The organism is Serratia sp. ID 25-353 (genome assembly GCF_054792795.1).
In genome coordinates this window covers 4624542-4645842 of sequence record NZ_CM139236.1, presented here as the reverse complement: position 1 = coordinate 4645842, position 21301 = coordinate 4624542, and the positions used below count along the sequence as shown (strand labels likewise).

12 protein-coding genes and 1 riboswitch are annotated in these 21301 nt (G+C 61.4%); of the genes, 3 read left to right on the top strand and 9 right to left on the bottom strand.

Going from position 1 to position 21301, the window contains the following annotated elements:
• The first annotated feature begins 36 nt into the window (after window positions 1–36).
• The gene (locus ACYF6X_RS22235; RefSeq protein ID WP_130017687.1) at window positions 37–1686 is read left to right on the top strand and encodes a Na/Pi cotransporter family protein; all 1650 of its coding nucleotides are present in this window, start codon (window positions 37–39) and stop codon (window positions 1684–1686) included.
• A gap of 48 nt (window positions 1687–1734) precedes the next feature.
• On the opposite strand, the gene ACYF6X_RS22230 is transcribed toward ACYF6X_RS22235, so the two are convergent.
• The 5 genes from ACYF6X_RS22230 to ACYF6X_RS22210 all read right to left on the bottom strand — a co-directional run bounded on the left by ACYF6X_RS22230 (window position 1735) and on the right by ACYF6X_RS22210 (window position 13267).
• Entirely contained in the window at window positions 1735–6561 is a 4827-nt protein-coding gene (locus ACYF6X_RS22230; RefSeq protein WP_130017688.1) for a hemagglutinin repeat-containing protein, read from the bottom strand.
• Window positions 6562–6610: 49 nt separating this feature from the next.
• A complete protein-coding gene (locus tag ACYF6X_RS22225) occupies window positions 6611–8290 on the bottom strand; it encodes a ShlB/FhaC/HecB family hemolysin secretion/activation protein (protein WP_406880071.1) in 1680 nt (559 codons plus the stop codon).
• Between the two features lie 385 nt (window positions 8291–8675).
• Window positions 8676–9593, bottom strand: a complete 918-nt coding sequence (panS, locus tag ACYF6X_RS22220; RefSeq protein ID WP_063988520.1) for a ketopantoate/pantoate/pantothenate transporter PanS — start codon at window positions 9591–9593, stop codon at window positions 8676–8678.
• Between the two features lie 142 nt (window positions 9594–9735).
• Complete coding sequence (lysC, locus tag ACYF6X_RS22215; RefSeq protein ID WP_063988521.1) at window positions 9736–11103, bottom strand: lysine-sensitive aspartokinase 3; 1368 nt, start codon at window positions 11101–11103, stop codon at window positions 9736–9738.
• Between the two features lie 108 nt (window positions 11104–11211).
• Window positions 11212–11406, bottom strand: a riboswitch (Lysine riboswitch).
• 52 nt (window positions 11407–11458) lie between these two features.
• Window positions 11459–13267 (bottom strand): cation:proton antiporter, encoded by a 1809-nt coding sequence (locus ACYF6X_RS22210; RefSeq protein WP_130017690.1) that lies wholly within the window; start codon window positions 13265–13267, stop codon window positions 11459–11461.
• A gap of 229 nt (window positions 13268–13496) precedes the next feature.
• Here ACYF6X_RS22210 and pgi point away from each other — a divergent pair, with 229 nt between their 5' ends.
• Entirely contained in the window at window positions 13497–15143 is a 1647-nt protein-coding gene (gene pgi, locus ACYF6X_RS22205) for a glucose-6-phosphate isomerase (protein WP_130017691.1), read from the top strand.
• 61 nt (window positions 15144–15204) lie between these two features.
• On the opposite strand, the gene ACYF6X_RS22200 is transcribed toward pgi, so the two are convergent.
• A complete protein-coding gene (locus ACYF6X_RS22200) occupies window positions 15205–16638 on the bottom strand; it encodes a capsule assembly Wzi family protein (protein WP_130017692.1) in 1434 nt (477 codons plus the stop codon).
• Window positions 16639–16863: 225 nt separating this feature from the next.
• Between ACYF6X_RS22200 and psiE the strand changes: the two genes are divergently transcribed.
• Window positions 16864–17271 (top strand): phosphate-starvation-inducible protein PsiE, encoded by a 408-nt coding sequence (gene psiE / locus ACYF6X_RS22195; RefSeq protein ID WP_033636217.1) that lies wholly within the window; start codon window positions 16864–16866, stop codon window positions 17269–17271.
• An 85-nt stretch (window positions 17272–17356) separates the two neighbouring features.
• On the opposite strand, the gene malG is transcribed toward psiE, so the two are convergent.
• The 3 genes from malG to malE form a co-directional block, all read right to left on the bottom strand.
• Entirely contained in the window at window positions 17357–18247 is an 891-nt protein-coding gene (gene malG / locus ACYF6X_RS22190; protein WP_004936696.1) for a maltose ABC transporter permease MalG, read from the bottom strand.
• A gap of 11 nt (window positions 18248–18258) precedes the next feature.
• The gene (malF, locus tag ACYF6X_RS22185; protein WP_063988524.1) at window positions 18259–19836 is read right to left on the bottom strand and encodes a maltose ABC transporter permease MalF; all 1578 of its coding nucleotides are present in this window, start codon (window positions 19834–19836) and stop codon (window positions 18259–18261) included.
• Between the two features lie 181 nt (window positions 19837–20017).
• Window positions 20018–21211, bottom strand: a complete 1194-nt coding sequence (gene malE / locus ACYF6X_RS22180) for a maltose/maltodextrin ABC transporter substrate-binding protein MalE (RefSeq protein ID WP_016930286.1) — start codon at window positions 21209–21211, stop codon at window positions 20018–20020.
• Window positions 21212–21301 lie beyond the last annotated feature (90 nt).

The window sequence follows — 21301 nt, the reverse complement described above, 5'->3', positions numbered from 1 at the left end:
CCTCCTTTGGCCGGGCGTTAATGGAGCGTATCTTCCGTGCTGACCCTTCTTCACCTGCTTTCCTCCGTGGCGCTGTTGGTGTGGGGTACCCACATCGTGCGCACCGGGATCATGCGGGTTTACGGCGCCAATCTGCGGCGCGTGTTGAGCGACAGCGTTGAGAAAAAGCCGCTGGCGTTCGTTTCCGGCATCGGCGTGACCGCGCTGGTGCAAAGCAGCAACGCCACGGCGCTGCTGGTGACCTCTTTCGTCGCGCAGGGGCTGGTGGGGCTGGCGCCTGCGCTAGTGATCATGCTCGGCGCCGACGTCGGCACCGCGCTGATGGCGCGCGTGCTGACCTTCGATCTTTCCTGGCTGTCGCCGCTGCTGATCCTGGTCGGCGTCTTCCTGTTCCTCAGCCGCAAGCAGATGCGGATCGGCCAGATCGGGCGCGTCTTGATCGGCCTTGGGCTGATCGTGTTGGCGCTGGAGCTGATCGTGGCCGCCGCCACGCCGATCACGCAGGCGGCCGGGGTAAAAGTGCTGTTCTCGTCGCTGACCGGCGACGTGATGCTGGACGCCCTGACCGGCGCGCTGTTCGCCATCGTCAGTTATTCCAGCCTGGCGGCGGTGCTGCTGACCGCCACCCTGACCGCCACCGGCGTGATCTCGCTGAAGGTGGCGCTCTGCCTGGTGATTGGCGCCAATCTCGGCAGCGGCCTGTTGGCGATGATCAACGCCAGCGGCCAGAACGCCGCCGGGCGGCGCGTGGCGCTCGGTAGCCTGCTGTTCAAGCTGGTGGGCTGCGTGCTGGTGCTGCCGTTCGTCTCCTATCTGGCAGACGTGATGGCGCAACTGCCGGGCGGCAGCGAAGAGCTGGTGATCTACTTCCACGTGTTCTACAACCTGATCCGTTGTCTGGTGATGATCCCGCTGGCCGGACCGATGGCGACGCTGTGCGAACGGCTGATCGTCGACGTGGCCGCCGACGATCCGCGCATGCGTCCGCGCCATCTGGACGCCAGCGCGCTGGATACGCCGACGCTGGCGCTGGCCAACGCGGCGCGCGAAACGCTGCGGATGGGCGACGTGGTGGAACACATGATGATCCTGCAGCGCGAAGTGCTGCACGGCAAGCAAGGCGTGGATAAAGAAGTGCGGCGCCTCGACGATGACGTCGACGTGCTGTATACCGCCATCAAGCTGTATCTGGCGCAGATCCAGAAGGAAGACCTGGGTGAGGAAGACTCGCGCCGCTGGGCGGAGATCATCGAAATGGCGCTTAACCTGGAACAGGCGGGCGACATCATCGAACGCATGGCCGGCGACGTGGGCGCCAAGTCGCACGCCGCGCGCCGCGCCTTCTCGGCGGAAGGGTTGGCGGAGCTGGACGGGCTGCACGAACGGCTGATCGGCAACCTGCGCCTGGGGCTGTCGGTGTTCCTGTCCGGCGACGTCACCAGCGCCAAGCGCCTGCGCCGTTCCAAGCACCGCTTCCGTATTCTGGATCGCCGCTACGCGCACGCGCACGTCGATCGTTTGCACCAGCAAAACGTGCAGAGTATCGAGACCAGTTCGTTGCATTTGGGATTGTTGGGGGACATGAAGCGTTTGAACTCGCTGTTCTGCGCCGTGGCTTACAACGTGTTGGACCAGGATGCCAAGGATGACGATCGCGACTGGGAAGACACCCCGAGCACGCTGTAAAAAAAACGCCCCCGGTTTTCATCGGGGGCGTTGTGCAGGAGAGGCGCGTTATTTGCCGCTGAACACGCCGGCTTTGGCGTCCGCCTGCTGAGTTGAAGCATGGCCGCTGACGAACGGTACGTTGCCGTCGACGCTTTGCTTCGCCGCGCTGCCTAACAGCCCGCCTACCGTGGCGGCCGCATCGACGCGGCCGCCGCCCTGATAGCGTTGGCCGCTGACGTCCTGCTGGCTGACCTTGCTGCCGCCCAGTTCCACCTTGCCCTGCTGGCTGCGGATCTCGCCGCCGGTCAGTTGGGTTTGGCCGCCGACCTGCAGCGCCACGCCGTGCTTACCGGTAATCGCCGACTGCTCACCGACCGCGTTGTTGTTCACCACGTCGGCATTGACCTTGAGCTGTCCCTGGCGACCCGCCGGCCCGGTGATGCTGTCTTTCACCGCGCCGCCGACGGTGCGTGCACCGCGATCCCACAGCGGGCCCTGCGGTTTCTCGCCGGCCGGCGTTGCCGGCAGCGTCACTTTGCCGTCGGCCTTGCTGAAGCTGACCGCGCCAGTGGTGTCCTGCTGCGGATCGAGGCGGCGCGCCACGCTGTTGTACTTGTCGGTGGTGGCGTCGGCCACTTTGTTCACCCCGGCGTCCAGTTTCTCTTTCACCTTACCGGCGTAGCGTGGCGTGCCCACCTTCGACAGCTTGGAGGTGATGCTGCTGCCCGGATCGTTGCTGTGGCTCAGCCCGGCATCCACATCCACCTTCACGCCTTTCTCGACGTCCTTGCGGCTTTCAACGCGCAGATCGCCGCCCACCTTGCCCTGTACGCTGTCGGCATCGACGCGCGCCCCGGCGAGGCGGGTGTCCTTACCGCTGTTGAGCGCCACGTCGCCCGCGGTGATGCCGGTGTTGGCGTGGGTGGTTTTATCCTGCTGTTCCACGCCGACCTTCAGACCGGCGCCCAGCGTATGGGTGTCTTTGCCGGTGTTCGGATCGACCTTGCCGCCGGCGTCCTTATTGAACGTTTGGCCGCCTTTGGCGTTGGCTTTAATGCCCAGGCTCCAATTGTCCTTGTGCTGCTCGTTCTTGGCGGACTCCAGCAGGATGCCGCCGTTTTTCGCCTCGAGCGCGGCGCTGCTGCCGCTGACCTTGGCGCCCTGCAGATGCAGCGCGTCATCGCCTTTGCCGTTGGCGGACAGGGTGACCTTGCCGTCTGAGGCGAGAGTGGCGCCCTGGCGTTCGGTCGCGGACTCATTCACCTTGGCGATGTCGAAGGCGCCGCCGGCGGAGAGGCTGCCGCCGGTTTTTTCCTTGCTGTCGCTGCTGCCGGCGCCCAGATCGATATTGCCGGACAGCTTGTTCTCCTTACGCGTTTGGGTCGATTCCGCCGCCTGCAGCGCGACCTTGTTGCCCGCGCTCAGGGTGATGTCGCCCTGGCTTTTGACGTCGGTGCCTTTAAGCGTCAGATCGCGGCCCGCCTTCAGTTCCACGCCCTGTTGGCCGCTGACGTTGCCGACCTGCGCGGTGCTGCTGTCGCTTTCGCCGTTGTTGGTGCCGCCGCCGAACCCGGCGCCGAAGTTTTTACTGTCGGCGGTGAAACCGCCTTTCGCCGAGGCTTTGACGTTAAAGCCGCTGTGGCTCTCGCTCTGTTTGTCGCTGGCCTGATCAAAGCGGATATCGCCGCCGGCGTTGACGGTGGTTTTACCGCTGCCGCCGTTCAGCGCGGTGCCCTGATAGACCGCGTCTTGTTTCACGTTGACGTTGATGCCGCTCGCGGCATCGATCGAGCCGGTCACCGCCTGGCTGGCGTTGCTGTTGCTGCGCTGGGTGCTGCCTTCGCCCTTGGCGTCTACGGTCAGATCGCTGCCGGTGGAGGTGTAGACGCGCACGCCGGCGCTGCCGCGGGTGTCGCGGCTCTGCTCTTCCTGGCGGTTCGTCGCGGCTTCGCTGCGGTGGCTGTCCGCCGTCAGCGTGACCGCGCCTTTGCTCGCCTGATACTGCGTGCCCTGATCGCGCACTTCGCCTGTGGCGTTGATGTCGATGCTGCCGGCTTTCACCGAGCTGACCACCGCCTGCGAGCTGCTGCTGCGTTTTTCGCTGCTGCCGCCCTGAGCGCCGATATCCAGGCCCACGTTAGGCGCGCCGATGCCGCCGATGTCGTTGATGACGCCGGTGGCGTCCAGCTTGGCCGCCTTGCCGATCGCGCGCTCGACCGGGCGGGTCACGGCACTGTAATCGACGTTGGCGCCGATGTTCACGCCGACGTCGGTTTTGGTGGTGGTGCTGCTGGCGGTGTCGGCGGCGGCCAAATGATCGACGCCGGCGGCGTTCTCTTTGTAGGCGCCGCCGACGCTGTGCTGCGCGCCTTGCTGGATCAGCTTGTCGCGGGCGTTGACAGTCAGGTTGCCTTTGACGTCGCTGCCGGAGGTGACCGCCTTGCTGCTCTGCGCCTGCGTTTTGCTGTTCTCGTAGCCGGCTTCCACGCCGCTGCCGAGCTTGTCGATGCCGCCGGTGTAGTAGAAACCGCCGCCGATCTTGGTCTGCTCGGTGTTCGAGGTGGTTTTATCGTCGGCCGCCAGGAACGAAACTTTGTTGCCGCTGACGCTGGCGTCGCCTTTGTCGGCGACCAGTTTGGAGCCGCTGAAGATCACGTCCTTGTCCGCCTCGAGCTTCACGCTGCCGCCGCTGAGGGTGGCGCCGTGGTTTTCGGTGCGGGTGGCTTTCTCGCTGTCGCGGGTGTGTTCGATGCGCAAACCGGCGCGGTATTGCTTGTCGCCGGCTTCTTTGGCGTAGCCGTTGACGGTAAGCGCGGTCTTCTGCTCATCGATTTTTTGCTGCTGTTCGGCGGCCTTGACGTTGATGTTGCCGGTCTGCGACGTCACGCTCAGTTCGCCGCCGCTGGCGACCTGGCTGCCGATGACGTCGGTATCCTTACGGCTGACCAGCTTCAGGTTGGTATCAGACTTCAGCTCGCTGGCGGTGCTGCTCTGGTAGCTGTTGTCGGCCTTGTGCGAACTGCTGGTGATGTTGAAGGCGGTGCCGGTGCGCGCGTCGATTTTGTCCACGGTGGTGCTCAGCGCGTTGTCGATGCGCAGGCCGCCCTGCGTGGCGGTGACCAGGCCGGCTTCCTTGCCGCGCGCCTTGCTGCCGGTGAGGGTGACGCCCTGCTGGCCGTTCAGGCGCAGGGTGCCGTCGCTGGTCAGCTCGGAAGCGTGGCTGACCTCGCGACGGTTGCTGTTGTTTTTGTTGTCGCCGCCGCCGATGCCGCCCCAGGAGGTTTTGTCATCGCGCACCGCTTTGGCGTTGGCGGTTTTCTGCACCCCGACCTGGATCTGGTTGTCTGCATCGATCGTCAGATCGCGCTGGGCGTGGACCTTGGCGCCCTGTGTGGAGACATTGCGACCGGCTTTCAACGTCAGTTCGCCCTGGCTACGCAGTTCGCTGGCCTTCAGGCTTTCGCTTTCATCGCTGCTGCTCCAGCTGCCGGTGCGCAGGCTGGAAGTGTGGTTGCGCTGATAGCCGCGCTCGGTGGACTTATCCTTCTCCACCAGCCCGGCGAGGTGCACGTCGCGCGCCGCTTTGACGCTCAGAGCACGGTCGGCGCTGATGTTGGCACCCAACAGGTTCACGTCTTCCCGGGTACTGACGAGTTTGGCGTTGCCGCTGGCGGCGACGGTGCTGCCTGCCTGTTGCTGCTGCTCGCGCTCACGGGTGACGTCGTATTGCCAGGAGTAGAACCAGCGGTCGTCGGTGTGGCCCTGGGTCTGTTTCAGCTGCTGACCGTCGAGCGTCAGCTTGCCGCCCTGCAGCATGATGTCTTCGCCGCGAATATCGGTGGCGGTGAGGTGCGCATGGTTATCCGCCACCAGACTGATGTTCTTGCCTTTCAGCTCGGTGCGGGTCAGCTTCTGACCGCTGCTGCGGTCGTTGACGTAGATGCCGCCACGGTAGTTCTGGTAGTTCTCGCCGCCGTTGCGGTTGCTGCTGGCGTCGTCAACGCGGCTTTCGCTGCGAATATCGTAGGCTTTCACCTTGAGCTCGTCGCCGGCGGCCAGCGTGCCGGCCAGCTTCACGCCGCTGCCCTGTGCGGTGTTGATGATGTTAATGCGCCCGGCCTGCATGCTGCCGAGGTAATAGCTGTCCAGCGCGGTGGTCGGCTGTACGCTGGCCAGCACCTTGCCGTCGCGCGCCACGCGGTTAAGCCCGCTGATGGCGTTGATCGCCGCCGGCGTCACGCTGCCGTTGCGATGGGTGAAGTCTTGCACGATCACGTCACCGCGGCTGTCTATCTTCGGTGCGATCAGATCCAGCACGCCGCTGGCGTTCAGGGTGCCGTTGAGGCTCAGGGTATTGCGATTATCCAGAGTGCTGTAGCCCTGCAGCAGGCCGTTCTCCACCAGCGGGTTGCCGACCACCAGCGAGGAGCGGCTGGTGTTGATGAATCCGCAACCCTGGCAGCTGATGCCGTTCGGGTTGGCCAGCACGTAGTCGGCCGCCATGCCGAAGATCTCTTGCTGGCCGTGCAGCAGAGAAGGGTTACGGCCGATCACTTCGTTGAGGATCACGCTGGCTTCGCGTCCGCCCAGATTGGGGTTGGCGCCCAGTTGGCCGGCCAGCTGCGACAGCCCCGCCTCGCGGGAGTTGTTCAGCACAGCGCCGGGCTGGTTGACGTTAAAGTCCTGGTATTGGTTGTGCGACAGCCCGTTGCCGTTCGGCGCGACGATGTCGACCACCTGCGCGCCGGTCGCGGCGGTGGAAACGCCGGGGCCGTTGGCGCCATTGGCTGCCACGATCTCCGCGGCGTAGGCGCCGGTGGAAGCGGCGAGAATAATCGCCAGTGCGGCGGCCAGTTTGCCCGCTGCTGAAAGCCTGAAGTTATTATTTTTCATCCATGTCTCTCCGTATATTGCCGTGGGGTCCTGCAAAACTGCTGATTAATTAAAAGGTGTAAGAAAAGCGCGCCAGTAACTGAACGGGATCTTCCGGCGTGGCGTGATTCGACAAGATCCAGCCGCGGCTGACCTCGAGATCGACCAGCGTTTGCCGATAGCGCAACGTGGCGCCGCTGCTCAGGCCGGCGCTGCTGCGCCACCCCGAGCTGTCCTGGCGCGGCAAAATACGGCCGACGTCGGCGCCGAGGCGCGGCGTCAGCGTGGTGGCGCCCAGATTGAAGCTGCGCGACAGCGTGTTCTGCAGATACCAGCCGTTGTCGCCGGACTGGGTGCTGCGGCTGAAGCCGCGTACGGCGCTGCGATCGGTAAGGCTCAGCCATTCCACGCCGGGCAGCGGGTCGCGGCTGTACTGGCCGTAGAACAGGTTGTTGAGCTGGTAGGTGGCGTCACCCAGTTGGAGGCGCTGGCTGAGGTTGGCGAACAGCTTGCCTTTGGTGAACTGGCTGTCGAGGTGCACCGAGCTTGGGTGGCGACCGGCCCCCAGCCACGGCAGGCCCTGTTCGACGCTGAGGTTGGCGCTGAACACCCCGTTGGGCAGAATTTGCAGGTGGCTGGCGCTCAGTTCGGCCAGGGTCAGGGTGGGGCTGCTGACCTCGAGGCGCACGCTTTCGAAGTAGTTGTCGATGCGCTTGTAGGTCAACTGACCGCTCAGGCTGTCTATCTGATCGTGATCGCGGTAAAACACGTAGTCGCTGCGCAGACCATACTGCTGGGTCTGGCCGTGCAGTTTGACCATGTTGTGCGGCAGCTGCTGGTGGTTCTCGTAGGACGAGAAGCTGGCGAATCCGCTGAAGGTGAACGCGCCGTACGGCAGCGAATAGAGCAGGGTATAGGCGCGGTTATAGCGATGAGCCGGGTTTTCCAGCGTGCTGTTGGCGTTCAGGCTGACAAAGTCCGACAGGCCGAACGGGCTGTCCAGCGTGGCGGTGGCGCGAGCCAGCCACTGGCCGGTGCTTTTTTGGCCGTAATTATCCGTGCCGACGGTAATCAGCCAGGGCTTGGCATGCTGATTGCGCAAACGAATGACCGAACCGCCAACCTGGCGGCCGGGCAATATATCCAGCTTGGTGGTATTCGATTGCAAACGGTTGGCCTGATCCAATCCCTGGTCGAGTTCGGTTAATTTCAACGGCTTGCCTTCCAGCCCCGGAAATAATAAACGGCTGTTGACCCAGCGATCGCCGCCTTCTATTTTCTCGATGAATCCTTCGGTAACGCTTAACCCCAATTCTCCCTGTGAATTAGGGCGAACAATTTGCACGCGCGCGGTGATATAGCCTTTTTGCACATAAAGGCGCGTTAATTCACGGGTCAGGCGATTGATATCGTTGCTGCTGATGCATTGTTCCGGCAGCGCGCTCAGGGCGGATAAATCGGCCGGCGAGAGCAGGGTGACGCCCTGCAGATAAACGCCGGCGATAGGCAGGCACTGCGCGGACTGCGGCAGGGCGGGCGCGGCCGGTTCCGGTTCCGCCAGCAAGCGTTGCTGCTTCAGCTGCTGGTAGCGGCGTTGCTCAATCAACTGGTTGACTTCACGCGTGCTGTCTTGCAGCGCGCGGCGCGACTCCCCCATCGACATATCCCGCATCATGTGAGAGTCCGGCAGAGTTTCGGCGGAAAGGGCCGTGCTGACCAGCAGCGTCAAGGCGGTGATTTTTTTTATCATTGTAATCCATTATGAGAGGCCGCCGGGGCAGCCAGCCCAATCCATGAGGTAAACCACGGGCGGCCGACGGCCGGCCCGAAATAATGAGCGACATGCACATTGCGAGGTATCTTGATTTGCCGCAGCAAATAAGACGGTGGGTATAGATCTAAATAATAATTAGGCTGCTTCTTTTATGGTGGGCAACCCTGGCGACTTAATTAATTAAAAAAAGTGGAGCGTCTCTTCCTCTTGCCAACATTATCGGCATGGATAGGAAGAATCTGAATTTTTATTTTTCACGGATGATAGGGGATGAGGAGAATTATGACAATCCGACCAGTGGGAAATACGAAATTTCGCAGGAAAGAAAAGGGACGCAATTGTTTGCGTCCCTACAGGCGGTTTATTTTTTCTTGATAGGGCGGCCGGACCAATAACCCGCCAGCAGCGAACCTGAGAGGTTATGCCAGACCGAGAACAGCGCGCCCGGTAGCGCGGCCAGCGGGGAGAAGTAGATTTTGCCCAGCGTGGCCGCCAGCCCGGAGTTCTGCATGCCGACCTCGATCGCCAGCGTGCGGCAGGTGGATTCGTCGAAGCCAAACAGCTTGCCGCCCCAATAGCCGCTCAGCAGACCGATACCGTTGTGCAGGATCACCGCGACGATCACCACCAGACCGACCGAGGCGATGTGGCTTTGGCTGCCCGCCACCACCGCGCTGATGATCGCCAGGATGCACACCATCGACAGTGCCGGCAGCAGCGGCTCAATGCGTTTCACCGCCTTGGTCAGGGTATGGTGGACGATCAGGCCCAGGCCGATCGGGATCACCACGATCTGCAGAATGCTCAGCAGCATGCCCATGATATCGACGCTGATCTTGGCGTCGACGTACAGGCGGGTCAGCAGCGGCGTGGCGAACACTCCTACCAGCGTCGAGACCGCCGAGATGGTGACCGACAGCGCCACGTCACCCTTGGCCAGATAGATCATCACGTTGGAGGCGGTGCCGCTGGCCACGCTGCCCACCAGCACCATGCCGGCGGACAGATCCGGCGGCATGCGGAACAGCATCGCCAGGATCCAGGCCGCCAGCGGCATGATCAAATAGTGCAGGAAGATGCCGGCCGCCACCGGGCCGGGGCGCGCCAGCACGCGTTTGAAGTCGTCCAGCCGCAGCGTGACGCCCATGGCGAACATGATCAGCATCAGCAGCGGGCTGACGTAGGGGCCGATGCCGGTAAAGGTGGTCGGCGTGTAATAGGCGGCGACGGACAGCAGTATCGCCCACAGGGGGAATAAACGCGTGAGTAGTGCCAACATGCAGGTTTCCTTAGCCAGATTGAGAACGGTGGGTGTGGTTGTGTTTTATGCGGGTTCAACATGCTGAACCCCTGCAGGTTTTGAACGGATTTTTTTAGACGCAGGGGCGCAGCGTGCTGCGCCCGCAATCGGGGATAATGACTTATTCGAACAGGTTGTGGTGCAGGGTACGCACCACCTGTTCGGCTTCTTCGCCCGGCACCAGGAAGCACAGGTTATAGCTGCTGGCGCCGTAGCAGATCAGGCGGATATTGAACGGATCGAGCACGCCGAACACCTCTTTACCCACGCCGCAGGCGCGCGACAGCTGGTTGCCGATGATCGCCACCAGCGCCAGGTTTTCTTCCACTTCCACCCGGCACAGCGACGACAGCTCGGTCAGCAGCGAGGTGGTCAGCAGGCTGCCGCCGACGGAGGTAGCGCCGGTGGTGTCCATGGTCAGCGCAATGCTGACCTCCGAGGTGGTGATCAGATCGACGGAGATGTTGTGGCGCGCCAGAATGTTGAACACCTCGGCCAGGAAACCGCGTGCGTGCAGCATGTTCAGGCTGTGCAGCGTCAGCAGCGTTTGCTTGCGGCGCAGCGCCAGCGCGCGGAACAGCGGCGGGTTCTCGGTGGTGTTGCACACCAGCGTGCCGCCGGCCGCCGGATCCTTGCTCGAGCCGACGAACACCGGAATGTCGCTGCGCACCGCCGGCAGCAGGGTGGCCGGGTGCAGCACCTTGGCGCCGAAGGTGGCCATTTCCGCCGCCTCTTCGAAACCGATTTTGTCGATGCGCTTGGCCGCCGGCACTACGCGCGGATCGGTGGTGTAGATGCCCGGCACGTCGGTCCAGATATCCACCCGGCCAACGCCGAGCGCCTCGCCGAGCAGCGCGGCAGTATAGTCGCTGCCGCCGCGGCCAAGCGTGGTGGTGCGGCCTTTCGGCTCGCTGCCGATAAAGCCCTGGGTGACCACCAGCGCTTCCTGCAGGCGCGGCTGCAACTGCGCTCGGGCCAGTTCGCTGAGCGCGGCGCTGTCCGGCACGGCGCGGCCGAAGTGATCGTCGGTGCGCATCACTTTGCGCACGTCGAACCATTCGGCCTGCACGTTGCGGGCGCGCAGGATTTCAACGAACAGCAGGGTGGACATCAACTCCCCATGGCTGACCAGCTCGTCGGTCAATGCCGTCGAGGTGGCCAGCGACGCGGCCTCCGACAGCATGGCGATGTTTTCCAGCAGGCGGTCTATTTCGTCGCGGATCACCGCCGGCGCCGTGAGGCGATCGAGGATGGCGTACTGGATGCGGCGGATCTCATCAAGCTGGTAATTGCGCTTGTCGGCCTCGCAACCCTCGGCCAGGGCGACCAACAGGTTGGTGACGCCCGCCGAAGCGGACAACACCACCAGGCGGACCTGCGGGTTGGCCAGCACGACGTCGGCGCTGCGGTTCATGGCTTCAAAGTCGGCGACGCTGGTGCCGCCGAACTTGGCTACCACGGTGGAATTCTGGGGTGCTGCTTGGTTCATCTAGAAACCTCGTGTCAGGGATGCCCGTTTGGGGGCACTGTAATTCTATAGCCTTGGCACAAGGGGAGAGCGGTAAACAGGGGGCAGGCGTAGAGGTCAGGCTACGATACACCCAGAAGCGCCCCACCTTGTCGATCGCCCTGCGGGCGATCCCCTGGTGACAACCCAGGGGATTCAGCCCCTGTAGTCGATACGATAATGGCCGGCCATTATCGTACCTCGGCGTCGCTCCCCCTCGGGTGCCGTCAACGGAGAAACGGCTCCTCTGACACTCTACCTGGGCGACGCGCCTCTTCTGGCTTGCGCACCGGGTGCGCAAGTAGGCTGTTAGGAATAGCCGGTTATCGCCATTCTGTCAACGTACAGACGGTGAGGGATTTTCATCTTGTACCAGCGCGATAAGCGTACAGGGCATCGTGGGCGTGGAACCGGCGCCAATCGGGTGCAGAGAACCGTCTTCCTTTTGGCTGAATAACGGGATAACGCCCTGATGTTTTTCCAAATACTCCAGCCAACCGAAATTTTCGTTCAATTTGGTCGCTTTGATGGTGGCCCCCCTGGCGAGCAGGCTGCTCAGGCGGCCGTAGGTGGCTTCCTGATTAAATAAAATTTCATGCCGGCGGAAACGCGAACTTTCCGCGCTGGCGCCGCGCCCTTTCAGCGGCGCCCCCGACCGGATGGCAAACACGTGATCCTCGCCGAAGAGATGGCCGAAATGGTAGACCGCCAGCGCGTTCTGGTGGCGATTGGGTGACAGCGCCAACACCTGGGCGATATTGCTCAGATCGAGATAGTTCTCGGCGTGTTCGGAGTAGGCGTGGCCATAGTAGGCCGGAATGCCGTCCATGCGCGCCTGGCGGTAGTATTCCCAACTGCTGTCGGTGACGATCACCGGCACGTTCAGCTTGATCAGCGCCTGCGCCAGCATGCGCGCCACGCTGTTGGCGCCGACGATCAGCACGCCGCGCGGCTTTTGCTGCTGCACCCGCAGCCAGCGCGCCATCATGCCGCTGGTCAGGCTTTGCAGCACCACGGTGCCGATGATGATGGCGAACACCACGGTGACCAGCCGGTCGGCGCCCTGATAGCCGCTGCGCTGCAGCGTCAGCGCGAAAAGCGAGCTGACCGCCGCGGCGACGATGCCGCGCGGGGCGATCCAGCACAGCAGCAGCCGATCGCGCCAGTGCAGGGAAGAGCGCCAGGTCGATACCGCGATGCACAGCGGCCGGGCGATGAATTGCACCGCCAGCAGCAGCAGGAGCAACGGCCAGCCCATGTTCCACAGCGCCTGGATATCGAGCCGCGCCGCCAGAATGATGAACAGCGCCGAGATCAGGATCGCCGACAGCTCCTCTTTGAACGCCAGAATATCGCTGGTGTCCACGTCGCGCATGTTGGCCAGCCAGATGCCCATCACCGTGACGGTCAGCAGGCCGGATTCGTCGGCGATGGCGTTGGAAACACCGAAGGCGGTCAACATGATCGCCAACACCGCCAGGTTCTGCAGGTAGCGCGGCAGCCAGACGCGGCGCAGCGCCAAGCCGAGCAGGTAGCCGAACACCGCGCCGGCGATCAGGCCGACGGCGGCGGTCACGCCCAGCGTCCAAAACAGGTGGGTATAGGACTCCGCATTCTGCTTCAGTACGATGAACTCGAACACCAGCAGGGTGAAGATGGCGCCGACCGGATCGATAACGATCCCTTCCCAGCGCAGCACCTGGTTAATGTTGGCGTTCGGCCGCACCACGCGCATCAGCGGGGCGATCACCGTCGGCCCGGTCACCACCGTCACCGCACCGATCAGCGCCGCCAGCTCCGGCGGGAAATCCAGCAGCCACCAGCTGGCGAGGCTGATGACCAGAAAGGTGACCAGCATGCCGACGGTGACCAGATTGCGCACCACGCCGCCGAGGCCGCGTATCTCCTCGAAGCGCAGCGTCAGCGCCCCCTCGAACAGGATGATCGCCACCGACAGCGACACCAGCGGAAACAGCAGATCGCCGAACAGCAGATCCGGCTGCACCAGATGCACCGTCGGGCCGAGCACGATGCCGAACAGCAACAGCGGCAAAATGGCCGGCAGGCGCAGCAGCCAGGCCAGCCACTGCGCCAGCAGCGACGCCAGGCCGATAAGCACCAACATAAGCGGGGCGGATAATTCCATAAGCGAGATCCCTTTCAAATGACGAAATAAGCAACGATGACACAGCCTGATGACAATTCGGTAACCCCGATAACAGACCGTTAGCCCAAAGTATAGAGTGAAAGCTGAAACGAGGCGGCAATGCGTTGACAGTTAGCGCCTATCGCAAGAAAAGAGATCATAATCACAGTCGAACAGGCTACAATCGGACAAACGCGTCATTTTTATTCTCAAGCCTAAGAGTGTTGCTATGAAAAATATCAATCCTAGTCAAACCGCTGCTTGGCAAGCCCTGCAGCAACATTATGCACAGATGAAAGACGTACGGATCGCCGACCTGTTCGCCCAGGACAGCGATCGTTTCTCCAAGTTCTCCGCGACCTTCAACGACCAAATGTTGGTGGACTATTCCAAGAACCGTATCACGCAGGAAACCCTGGAGAAGCTGCAGGCGCTGGCGAAAGAAACCGATCTGCAAGGCGCCATCAAATCGATGTTCGCCGGTGAGAAAATCAACCGCACCGAAGATCGCGCGGTGCTGCACATTGCCCTGCGCAACCGCAGCAACAGCCCGATCCTGGTCGACGGCAAAGACGTGATGCCAGAAGTGAACGCGGTATTGGCCAAGATCAAACAGTTCTGCGCGCGCGTCATCGGCGGCGAGTGGAAAGGCTACACCGGCAAGCCGATCACCGACGTGGTGAACATCGGCATCGGCGGTTCGGATCTCGGCCCTTACATGGTGACCGAAGCGCTGCGCCCTTATAAAAATCACCTGAACATGCACTTCGTCTCCAACGTCGACGGCACCCATATCGCCGAAACGCTGCAGCCGCTGAACCCGGAAACCACGCTGTTCCTGGTGGCCTCCAAAACCTTCACCACCCAGGAAACCATGACCAACGCCCACAGCGCGCGCGACTGGTTCCTGAGCAGCGCTGCCGATCAACAGCACGTGGCCAAGCATTTCGCCGCGCTGTCCACCAACGGCAAAGCGGTGGCCGAGTTCGGCATCGATACCGACAACATGTTCGAGTTCTGGGACTGGGTCGGCGGCCGTTACTCCCTGTGGTCGGCGATCGGTCTGTCGATCGCGCTGTCCATCGGTTATGACAATTTCGAGCAGCTGCTGAGCGGCGCGCACGCCATGGATAAGCACTTCGCCGAAACGCCGGCGGAGAAAAACCTGCCGGTGCTGCTGGCGTTGATCGGTATCTGGTACAACAACTTCTTCGGCGCCGAAACCGAAGCCATTCTGCCGTACGATCAGTACATGCACCGTTTTGCCGCTTACTTCCAGCAGGGCAACATGGAATCCAACGGCAAATACGTCGATCGCAACGGCAATCCGGTGGATTATCAGACCGGCCCCATCATCTGGGGCGAGCCGGGCACCAACGGCCAGCATGCGTTCTACCAGCTGATCCACCAGGGCACCAAGCTGGTGCCGTGCGATTTCATCGCGCCGGCCATCAGCCATAACCCGCTGGGCGATCATCACGCTAAACTGTTGTCCAACTTCTTCGCGCAGACCGAAGCGCTGGCGTTCGGCAAGTCGCTGGAAGTGGTGGAGGCCGAGTTTGCGGCGCAGGGTAAAACCCCTGAGCAGGTCAAACACGTGGCGCCGTTCAAAGTGTTTGAAGGCAACCGCCCGACCAACTCGATCCTGCTGCGCGAAATCACGCCGTTCAGCCTGGGCAGCCTGATCGCGCTGTACGAGCACAAGATCTTCACCCAGGGTGCGATCCTGAACATCTTCACCTTCGATCAGTGGGGCGTGGAGCTGGGCAAACAGCTGGCTAACCGTATCCTGCCTGAACTGGCGGGCAGCGAGAAAATCAGCAGCCACGACAGCTCGACCAATGCGCTGATCAACCGCTTCAAGGAATGGCGCTAACCGCCTGAACTGAAGCCAATAAAAAACCCGCCGCGGCGGGTTTTTTTACGTCTGCAAAAAATTACAGGTTGATCGGCACTTCGAAGCTGATGCCTGCACCCACGTCGTCGGCGGTGCTGTGATCGCTGTCGGTGTACCACAGGCTGGTGTCGAATTTAACCTGAGAATCGAAGCTGTAACCCCAGCCGAGCTGAATGCCTTTCAGCGTATCGGAACGCGGGAACGCCCGGTTGATGCTTTGGTTGTTCGGATTCACCTTGGCGTACACCAGGCGGGTGCTCCAACGCTGGCCGTCGTCCAGCACCATTTCCACGCGGCCGGACAGCATCTGACCGTCGCCGCCCATCGCATGGCCCAGCGGATAACCTTGCTGGTAGTAACCGCCACGATAGATGTAGTGGTTATACATCACGTTGTTGGCGTTACCGTTAGAGCGGGTATCAGAACCTTCGATATGCCAGTTGATCGTGGTCGGGCCCCATTCCGGATGGCCTTCAAGCCCCAGCATGTAAGCGTTATGCGAAGGCAGCATGCCTGCTTCATCTTCACCGGTGATCTGGCCATAAAGGCTGACCGGCATGCCGATGAGCGGCTGCAGCTTGAGTTTGAAGTCAAAACCGCCCAACTGGTTGCCCGGGTCGTTTTTCGGATCGCCGGTATTGTCGTTGCCGGTTACGCCATCCCAGAAGGAACTCCAGGAGTGCGGACGGCCATCACCACCCCACATCATGACGCGTGAAGCGCCCAACTCCAGGAAGTCGGTCGGCATCATGGTCAGGCGGCCACCGATCAGCTTGGTGTCCGGCACGGCAGCGTACTGCGACAGCTGGCCGGCGGACAATTGATATTGCCAGCGGCCGATCCACGACAGCCACGGGGTTTCAAACGGCGATTGGTCGGCGCGCTGCAGCATAAAGCCCGCCACCGGGCGTGCGGCGTCGGAGCGGATCAGGCTGCCATCGTAGCCCGGGCCCCACCACTGGGAAACTTCGCCGAAGGAGAGCCACTGGTTCCAGATTTTCACCGCGCCGTAGGAGCCGTTCATATTGAATTTGGAGCCGTCGCTGACGCGCTGATCGCCTTCCACCGAACCCTGCAGACGCACGTCCCAGAATTCACCGTTGGCGCCGGCACCGATGGTCAGGCGATCGTCGGCGTACTCATTTTGGCCAAAGCCCTGCGGGGTACCGGGTTTATCGGTCGACGCGTAACCGCTGACGCGGATATTGGCTTTCAAGGCATCGACACGGCGCTGCACGCGGTCGATGACGTTTTTCTCGGTGTTGCTCACCGGCTTGGCCTGCGCGATAACGGAACTGATCTCTTCCTGACTCAGCGGCCAGGTGGACAGGCTGACGTTGATGACGCCGCGGTCAGACAACCAGGCGAGATCGTTACGCAGATCGTTGTCAGGGGCTACCAGGCCGGCGGCGTGGCCGGACAATGCACAGGTAAACAGGCCCGCAGCGACCAGTCCGTTAAGTTTAGCGCGCATAAAGAATTCCCTTGTTAATTCGAGGTTATTGGTTTTATGTAAAGATCTCTGTGACCCATGATAGTTGACATTTCGATTTGCTACAAATCTATAAGTCAGAAACATCTTATTATAACGTGATGAATTAAATGGGGTTTAAAGTGCTTTCGCGAGGGGCGTAATTTTTAGGACAATGCCTATATTGGCACGGTTGAATCATATTAGCGGTATTCAGAGAGAGGTTTTATGGCGAAAACGTCGCGTTCGATCATGATAGCGAAGGGGCTGCAGCGGGTGCTGAACGTGGGCTTGTTGCTGCTGGCGGCAATTCTGGTGGTATTTCTGGTCAAGGAGACCCTCCACTTGGCGAAGGTGTTATTTATCAACAGCGAAGAGTCGTCCTCTTACCTGTTGATTGAAGGCATCGTGATTTATTTCCTGTACTTTGAATTTATCGCCTTGATCGTCAAGTATTTTGAGTCGGGTTATCATTTCCCGCTGCGCTATTTTATTTACATTGGCATTACCGCGATTATTCGTTTGATTATCGTGGACCACAAAAACCCCATCGATACCCTGATCTACGCCGCGGCGATATTGGTGCTGGTGGTGACGCTCTATCTGGCCAACACCGATCGGCTGAAACGGGAGTAGCGATAAAAATGGCGGCCAATGGCCGCCAAAGACACAGGATTACCGCTATTGCGGAAAGACATCAAACGCACTGCAGTGGCACAAATTACCCCTTCACACCGCCGGCCGTCAGGCCGCCCACCAGCCAGCGCTGCGCCAGCAGGAACACGGCGGTAATCGGTATCGCCGACAGCACCGCGGCGGCGGCGAAGTCGCCCCACAGATAGTTCTGCGGGTTGAGATATTGCTGCATCCCCACCGCCAGCGTGTAGCTGTTCACATCACGCAGCAGCAGCGACGCCACCGGCACTTCGGTGATGGCGGCGATAAACGACAGAATGAACACCACCGCCAGAATCGGCACCGACAGCGGCAGCAGCACCAGACGGAACGCCTGCCACGGCGTGGCGCCGTCCAGCGCCGCCGCCTCTTCCAGCGAGTTGTCGATGGTTTCGAAATAGCCCTTAATGGTCCAGACGTGCAGCGCGATGCCACCCATGTAGGCGAAGATCACGCCGCCGTGGGTGTTCAGGCCGATAAACGGAATGTACTGGCCCAGGCGATCGAACAGGGCGTACAGCGCTACCAGCGACAGCACCGCCGGGAACATCTGGAAGATCAGCATGCTTTTCAGCAGCGTGCTCTTGCCGCGAAAACGCATGCGGGCGAAGGCATAGGCACAGGTGGTGGACAGCGTCACGATGCCGATGGCGGTGATCGCCGCGATCTTGATGGAGTTCCACAGCCACAGCAGCACCGGGAACGGCGGCGGCGTCACGCTGCCGTCGGCGTGGGTGACGCTGAAGCCGAGCGCCAGCCGCCAGTGATCCCAGGAGAGGGTTTCCGGTATCAGGCTGCCGGTGGCGAAGTTGCCGGAGCGCAGCGAGATGGCCACCACCATCAGCAGCGGGAACATGATCAGGGCAATAAAGCACAGCATCAAAATATGGGTGATCCACAGGCGCAGGCGCTGGGATTTGGGTTGAACCATGGCCATCGTTATTCTCCCTAATCGAAGTTCATCTTGCTGGCTTTCAAATTCAGGATCGCCAGCGCGCCCACCAACAGGAAGATCAGCGTGGCGATGGCGGCCGCCAGCCCGAAGTCTTGCCCGCCGCCGCCTTCGAAGGCAATGCGGTAGGTGTAGCTGACCAGCAGGTCGGTATAGCCGGCCGGCGTGGTGGTGCCGATCATGTCCGGGCCGCCGTTGGTCAGCAGTTGGATCAGCACGAAGTTGTTAAAGTTGAAGGCGAAGCTGGCGATCATCAGCGGCGTCAGCGGCTTGATCAGCAGCGGTAAGGTGATGCGGAAGAAGTTTTGCCACGGGTTGGCGCCGTCCATCGCCGAGGCCTCGTACAGATCGTCCGGGATCGCCTTCAGCAGCCCCATGCACAGGATCATCATGTACGGGTAGCCGAGCCAGGTGTTGACGATCAGGATCATGCTCTTGGCGGTGAGCGGATCGCTGAACCAGGCCGGTTTGATGCCGAACAGATGGCTGAGCATCATGTTGATCTCGCCGAAGCTCTGGTTGAACAAACCTTTGAAGATCAGGATCGAGATGAATGACGGCACCGCATAGGGCAGGATCAGCAGCACGCGGTAGATCGCCTTGCCTTTCAGCGCCTCCCACTGCACCACGCAGGCCAACACCATGCCGACCGCCACGGTGAGGATCACCGTCATCACCGAGAACACGATGGTCCAGATGAAGATCGACACGAACGGTTTCTTGATGCCCTCGTCCTGCAGCACCCGCAGGAAGTTTTTCCAGCCGGTGGTGACGGTATAGCCCGGGCTCAGGGTTTCCTGCGCCCAGCCGCCGTCGGCGTTGATCGCCTGGTAGAAGCCGGTGTCGCCGTTCGGCCGGTAGCGCACCTGAGTCTGATTATTGGTCAGCGTGCTGCCGTCTTGGTCCAGCGCATACAGCGGGCGGGTGCCGGAGAACTGGCGCAGGGAGCTCATGCGCAATTCCCCGCCGTCGGGCAGTTGCGCCACCAGCTGGCTCAGCGCCTGCCGGTTCTGGGTAATCACCCGCAGCGTGGCGCGTTCGCCCTGCGGTGCGGCGCTCTGCGCCGTCAGTTTCAGGGTTTGCGGCGCGGCGGCGTCGAGGCGGAAAGGTTCGGAGATCAGCGGCTGTTCACTGTCCGGTGGCGTCAGCTGCAGGCGCCACTGCTGGTTTTCCGCCGGGTAGAGGCCGAAGGTAAAGGTTTTGCCGCTCTGGAACTGGCGCTGCATCAGCACCGATTGCGCGCGTTCAAAAGTCAGCTGGTTGGTGCTGCTGTAGTTGGTGAAGGCGATGGCGATGGTGCAAATCAGCGGGAACAGAACGAACAGCCCCATGCCGGCGACGCCGGGATACACATAGCGCCAGGCGTAGGCGCGGCGGTTGGCGAAGACGTAAAGCCCGGCGCTGACCAGGATCAGCGTCAGGATGGCGAACAGGTATTCACCCTGTGCATACATCAACACAATCAGGTAGCAGGTCACCAGGCTGAACAGGCCGACCACCAGCCATTTCAGCGCGTCGCTTTGCCACCACTTCGATTTTTTACGCGCAGGCGTCCCGGCGTGGGCGAATTGCATAGGGCGTTCCTTTCTGTGAAGCAACGGCGGGGCACTTGTCCCCTTCATACTTGAAGCTACACCTTTGTTGGCCGCGTCCGCTCACCCGGTCACAGAGTTATCTATGCTCCCGGGGATGTGCGTACTTGCCGTCGCGGTGTCACTCCAATTATTTCGGGGATGTTAATCCCGCACGACGTCGTTACTTGGTGATACGGGTCTGCACGTCGTCCAGCGCGGCTTTCACCGTCTGACGGCCGCTGACGGCGTTGATCACCGCGCTGCGTTCGGCGTACCAGAAGGCGCTCATCTGCGGGATGTTCGGCATGATTTCCCCGTTTTGCGAGTTCTGCATGGTGGCGGCGATCTTCGGATCTTTGGCCAGCGCTTCCTGATAGGACTTCAGCGCCACCGCGCCCAGCGGCTTGTCTTTGTTGACGTCCGCCAGCCCTTCGTTGGTCAGCAGGTAGTTCTCGAGGAACTCGGTCGCCAGCTCTTTATTCGGGCTGGCGGCGTTGATGCCGGCGGTCAGCACGCCGACGAACGGCTTGGACGGTTTGCCTTTGAAGGTCGGCAGCAGCGTCACGCCGTAGTTGATTTTGCTCTGCTCGATGTTGTTCCAGGCCCACGGCCCGTTGATGGTCATCGCGGTCTGGCCTTTGTTGAACGCGGCTTCGGCGATCGAGTAGTCGGTATCGGCGTTGATGTGCTTGTTTTTCACCAGATCGACGATGAACTGCAGACCGGCCTGCGAACCGGCGTTGGCGACGCCGACATCCTTGATGTTGTATTTGCCGTTTTCATACTTGAAGGCATAACCGCCGTCGGCGGCGATGATAGGCCAGGTGAAGTAGGGTTCCTGCAGGTTCCACATGATGGCGCTCTTGCCGCCGGCGCGCAGCTGCTTGTCCAGCGCCGGGATCTCTTCCCAGGTCTTCGGCGGCTGTTTGACCAGGTCTTTGTTGTAAATCAGCGACAGCGCTTCGACGGCGATCGGGTAACCGATCAGCTTGCCGTCATAACGCACGGCGTCCCAGGTGAACGGGAACAGCTTGTCCTGGAAGGCTTTGGACGGGTGGATTTCGGCCAGCAGGCCGGACTGCGCATAGCCGCCGAAGCGGTCGTGGGCCCAGAAGATGATGTCCGGGCCGTCGCCGGTGGCGGCTACCTGCGGGTATTTTTCTTCCAGCTTGTCCGGATGCTCGACGGTGACCTTGATACCGGTGTCTTTTTCGAATTTCTTGCCGACTTCGGCCAGGCCGTTATAGCCCTTGTCGCCGTTGATCCAGATAACCAGTTTGCCTTCCTCGATCTTGGCGAAGGCGGAAGAAGAGAGCACCAGGGTGGCCAGTGCCGAGAGCGCCAGCGTGCGGGCGAGGGTAATGCTGCGAGTCATAATCCAGTCCTTCTTTTTGTGGGCACATAAATCAAGGAGAGACGTTTCGCGGTAATAGTGGGTCACAACGCGACATATTCTCATCCTCCC

Bases quoted from the DNA above. Each gene is read 5' to 3' on its own strand.
- malF (WP_063988524.1), bottom strand. From the start codon at position 19,836: ATGCAATTCGCCCACGCCGGGACGCCTGCGCGTAAAAAATCGAAGTGG.
- ACYF6X_RS22230 (WP_130017688.1), bottom strand. From the start codon at position 6,561: ATGAAAAATAATAACTTCAGGCTTTCAGCAGCGGGCAAACTGGCCGCC.
- malG (WP_004936696.1), bottom strand. From the start codon at position 18,247: ATGGCCATGGTTCAACCCAAATCCCAGCGCCTGCGCCTGTGGATCACC.
- ACYF6X_RS22225 (WP_406880071.1), bottom strand. From the start codon at position 8,290: ATGATAAAAAAAATCACCGCCTTGACGCTGCTGGTCAGCACGGCCCTT.
- ACYF6X_RS22200 (WP_130017692.1), bottom strand. From the start codon at position 16,638: ATGCGCGCTAAACTTAACGGACTGGTCGCTGCGGGCCTGTTTACCTGT.
- malE (WP_016930286.1), bottom strand. From the start codon at position 21,211: ATGACTCGCAGCATTACCCTCGCCCGCACGCTGGCGCTCTCGGCACTG.
- lysC (WP_063988521.1), bottom strand. From the start codon at position 11,103: ATGAACCAAGCAGCACCCCAGAATTCCACCGTGGTAGCCAAGTTCGGC.
- ACYF6X_RS22210 (WP_130017690.1), bottom strand. From the start codon at position 13,267: ATGGAATTATCCGCCCCGCTTATGTTGGTGCTTATCGGCCTGGCGTCG.
- pgi (WP_130017691.1), top strand. From the start codon at position 13,497: ATGAAAAATATCAATCCTAGTCAAACCGCTGCTTGGCAAGCCCTGCAG.
- psiE (WP_033636217.1), top strand. From the start codon at position 16,864: ATGGCGAAAACGTCGCGTTCGATCATGATAGCGAAGGGGCTGCAGCGG.
- panS (WP_063988520.1), bottom strand. From the start codon at position 9,593: ATGTTGGCACTACTCACGCGTTTATTCCCCCTGTGGGCGATACTGCTG.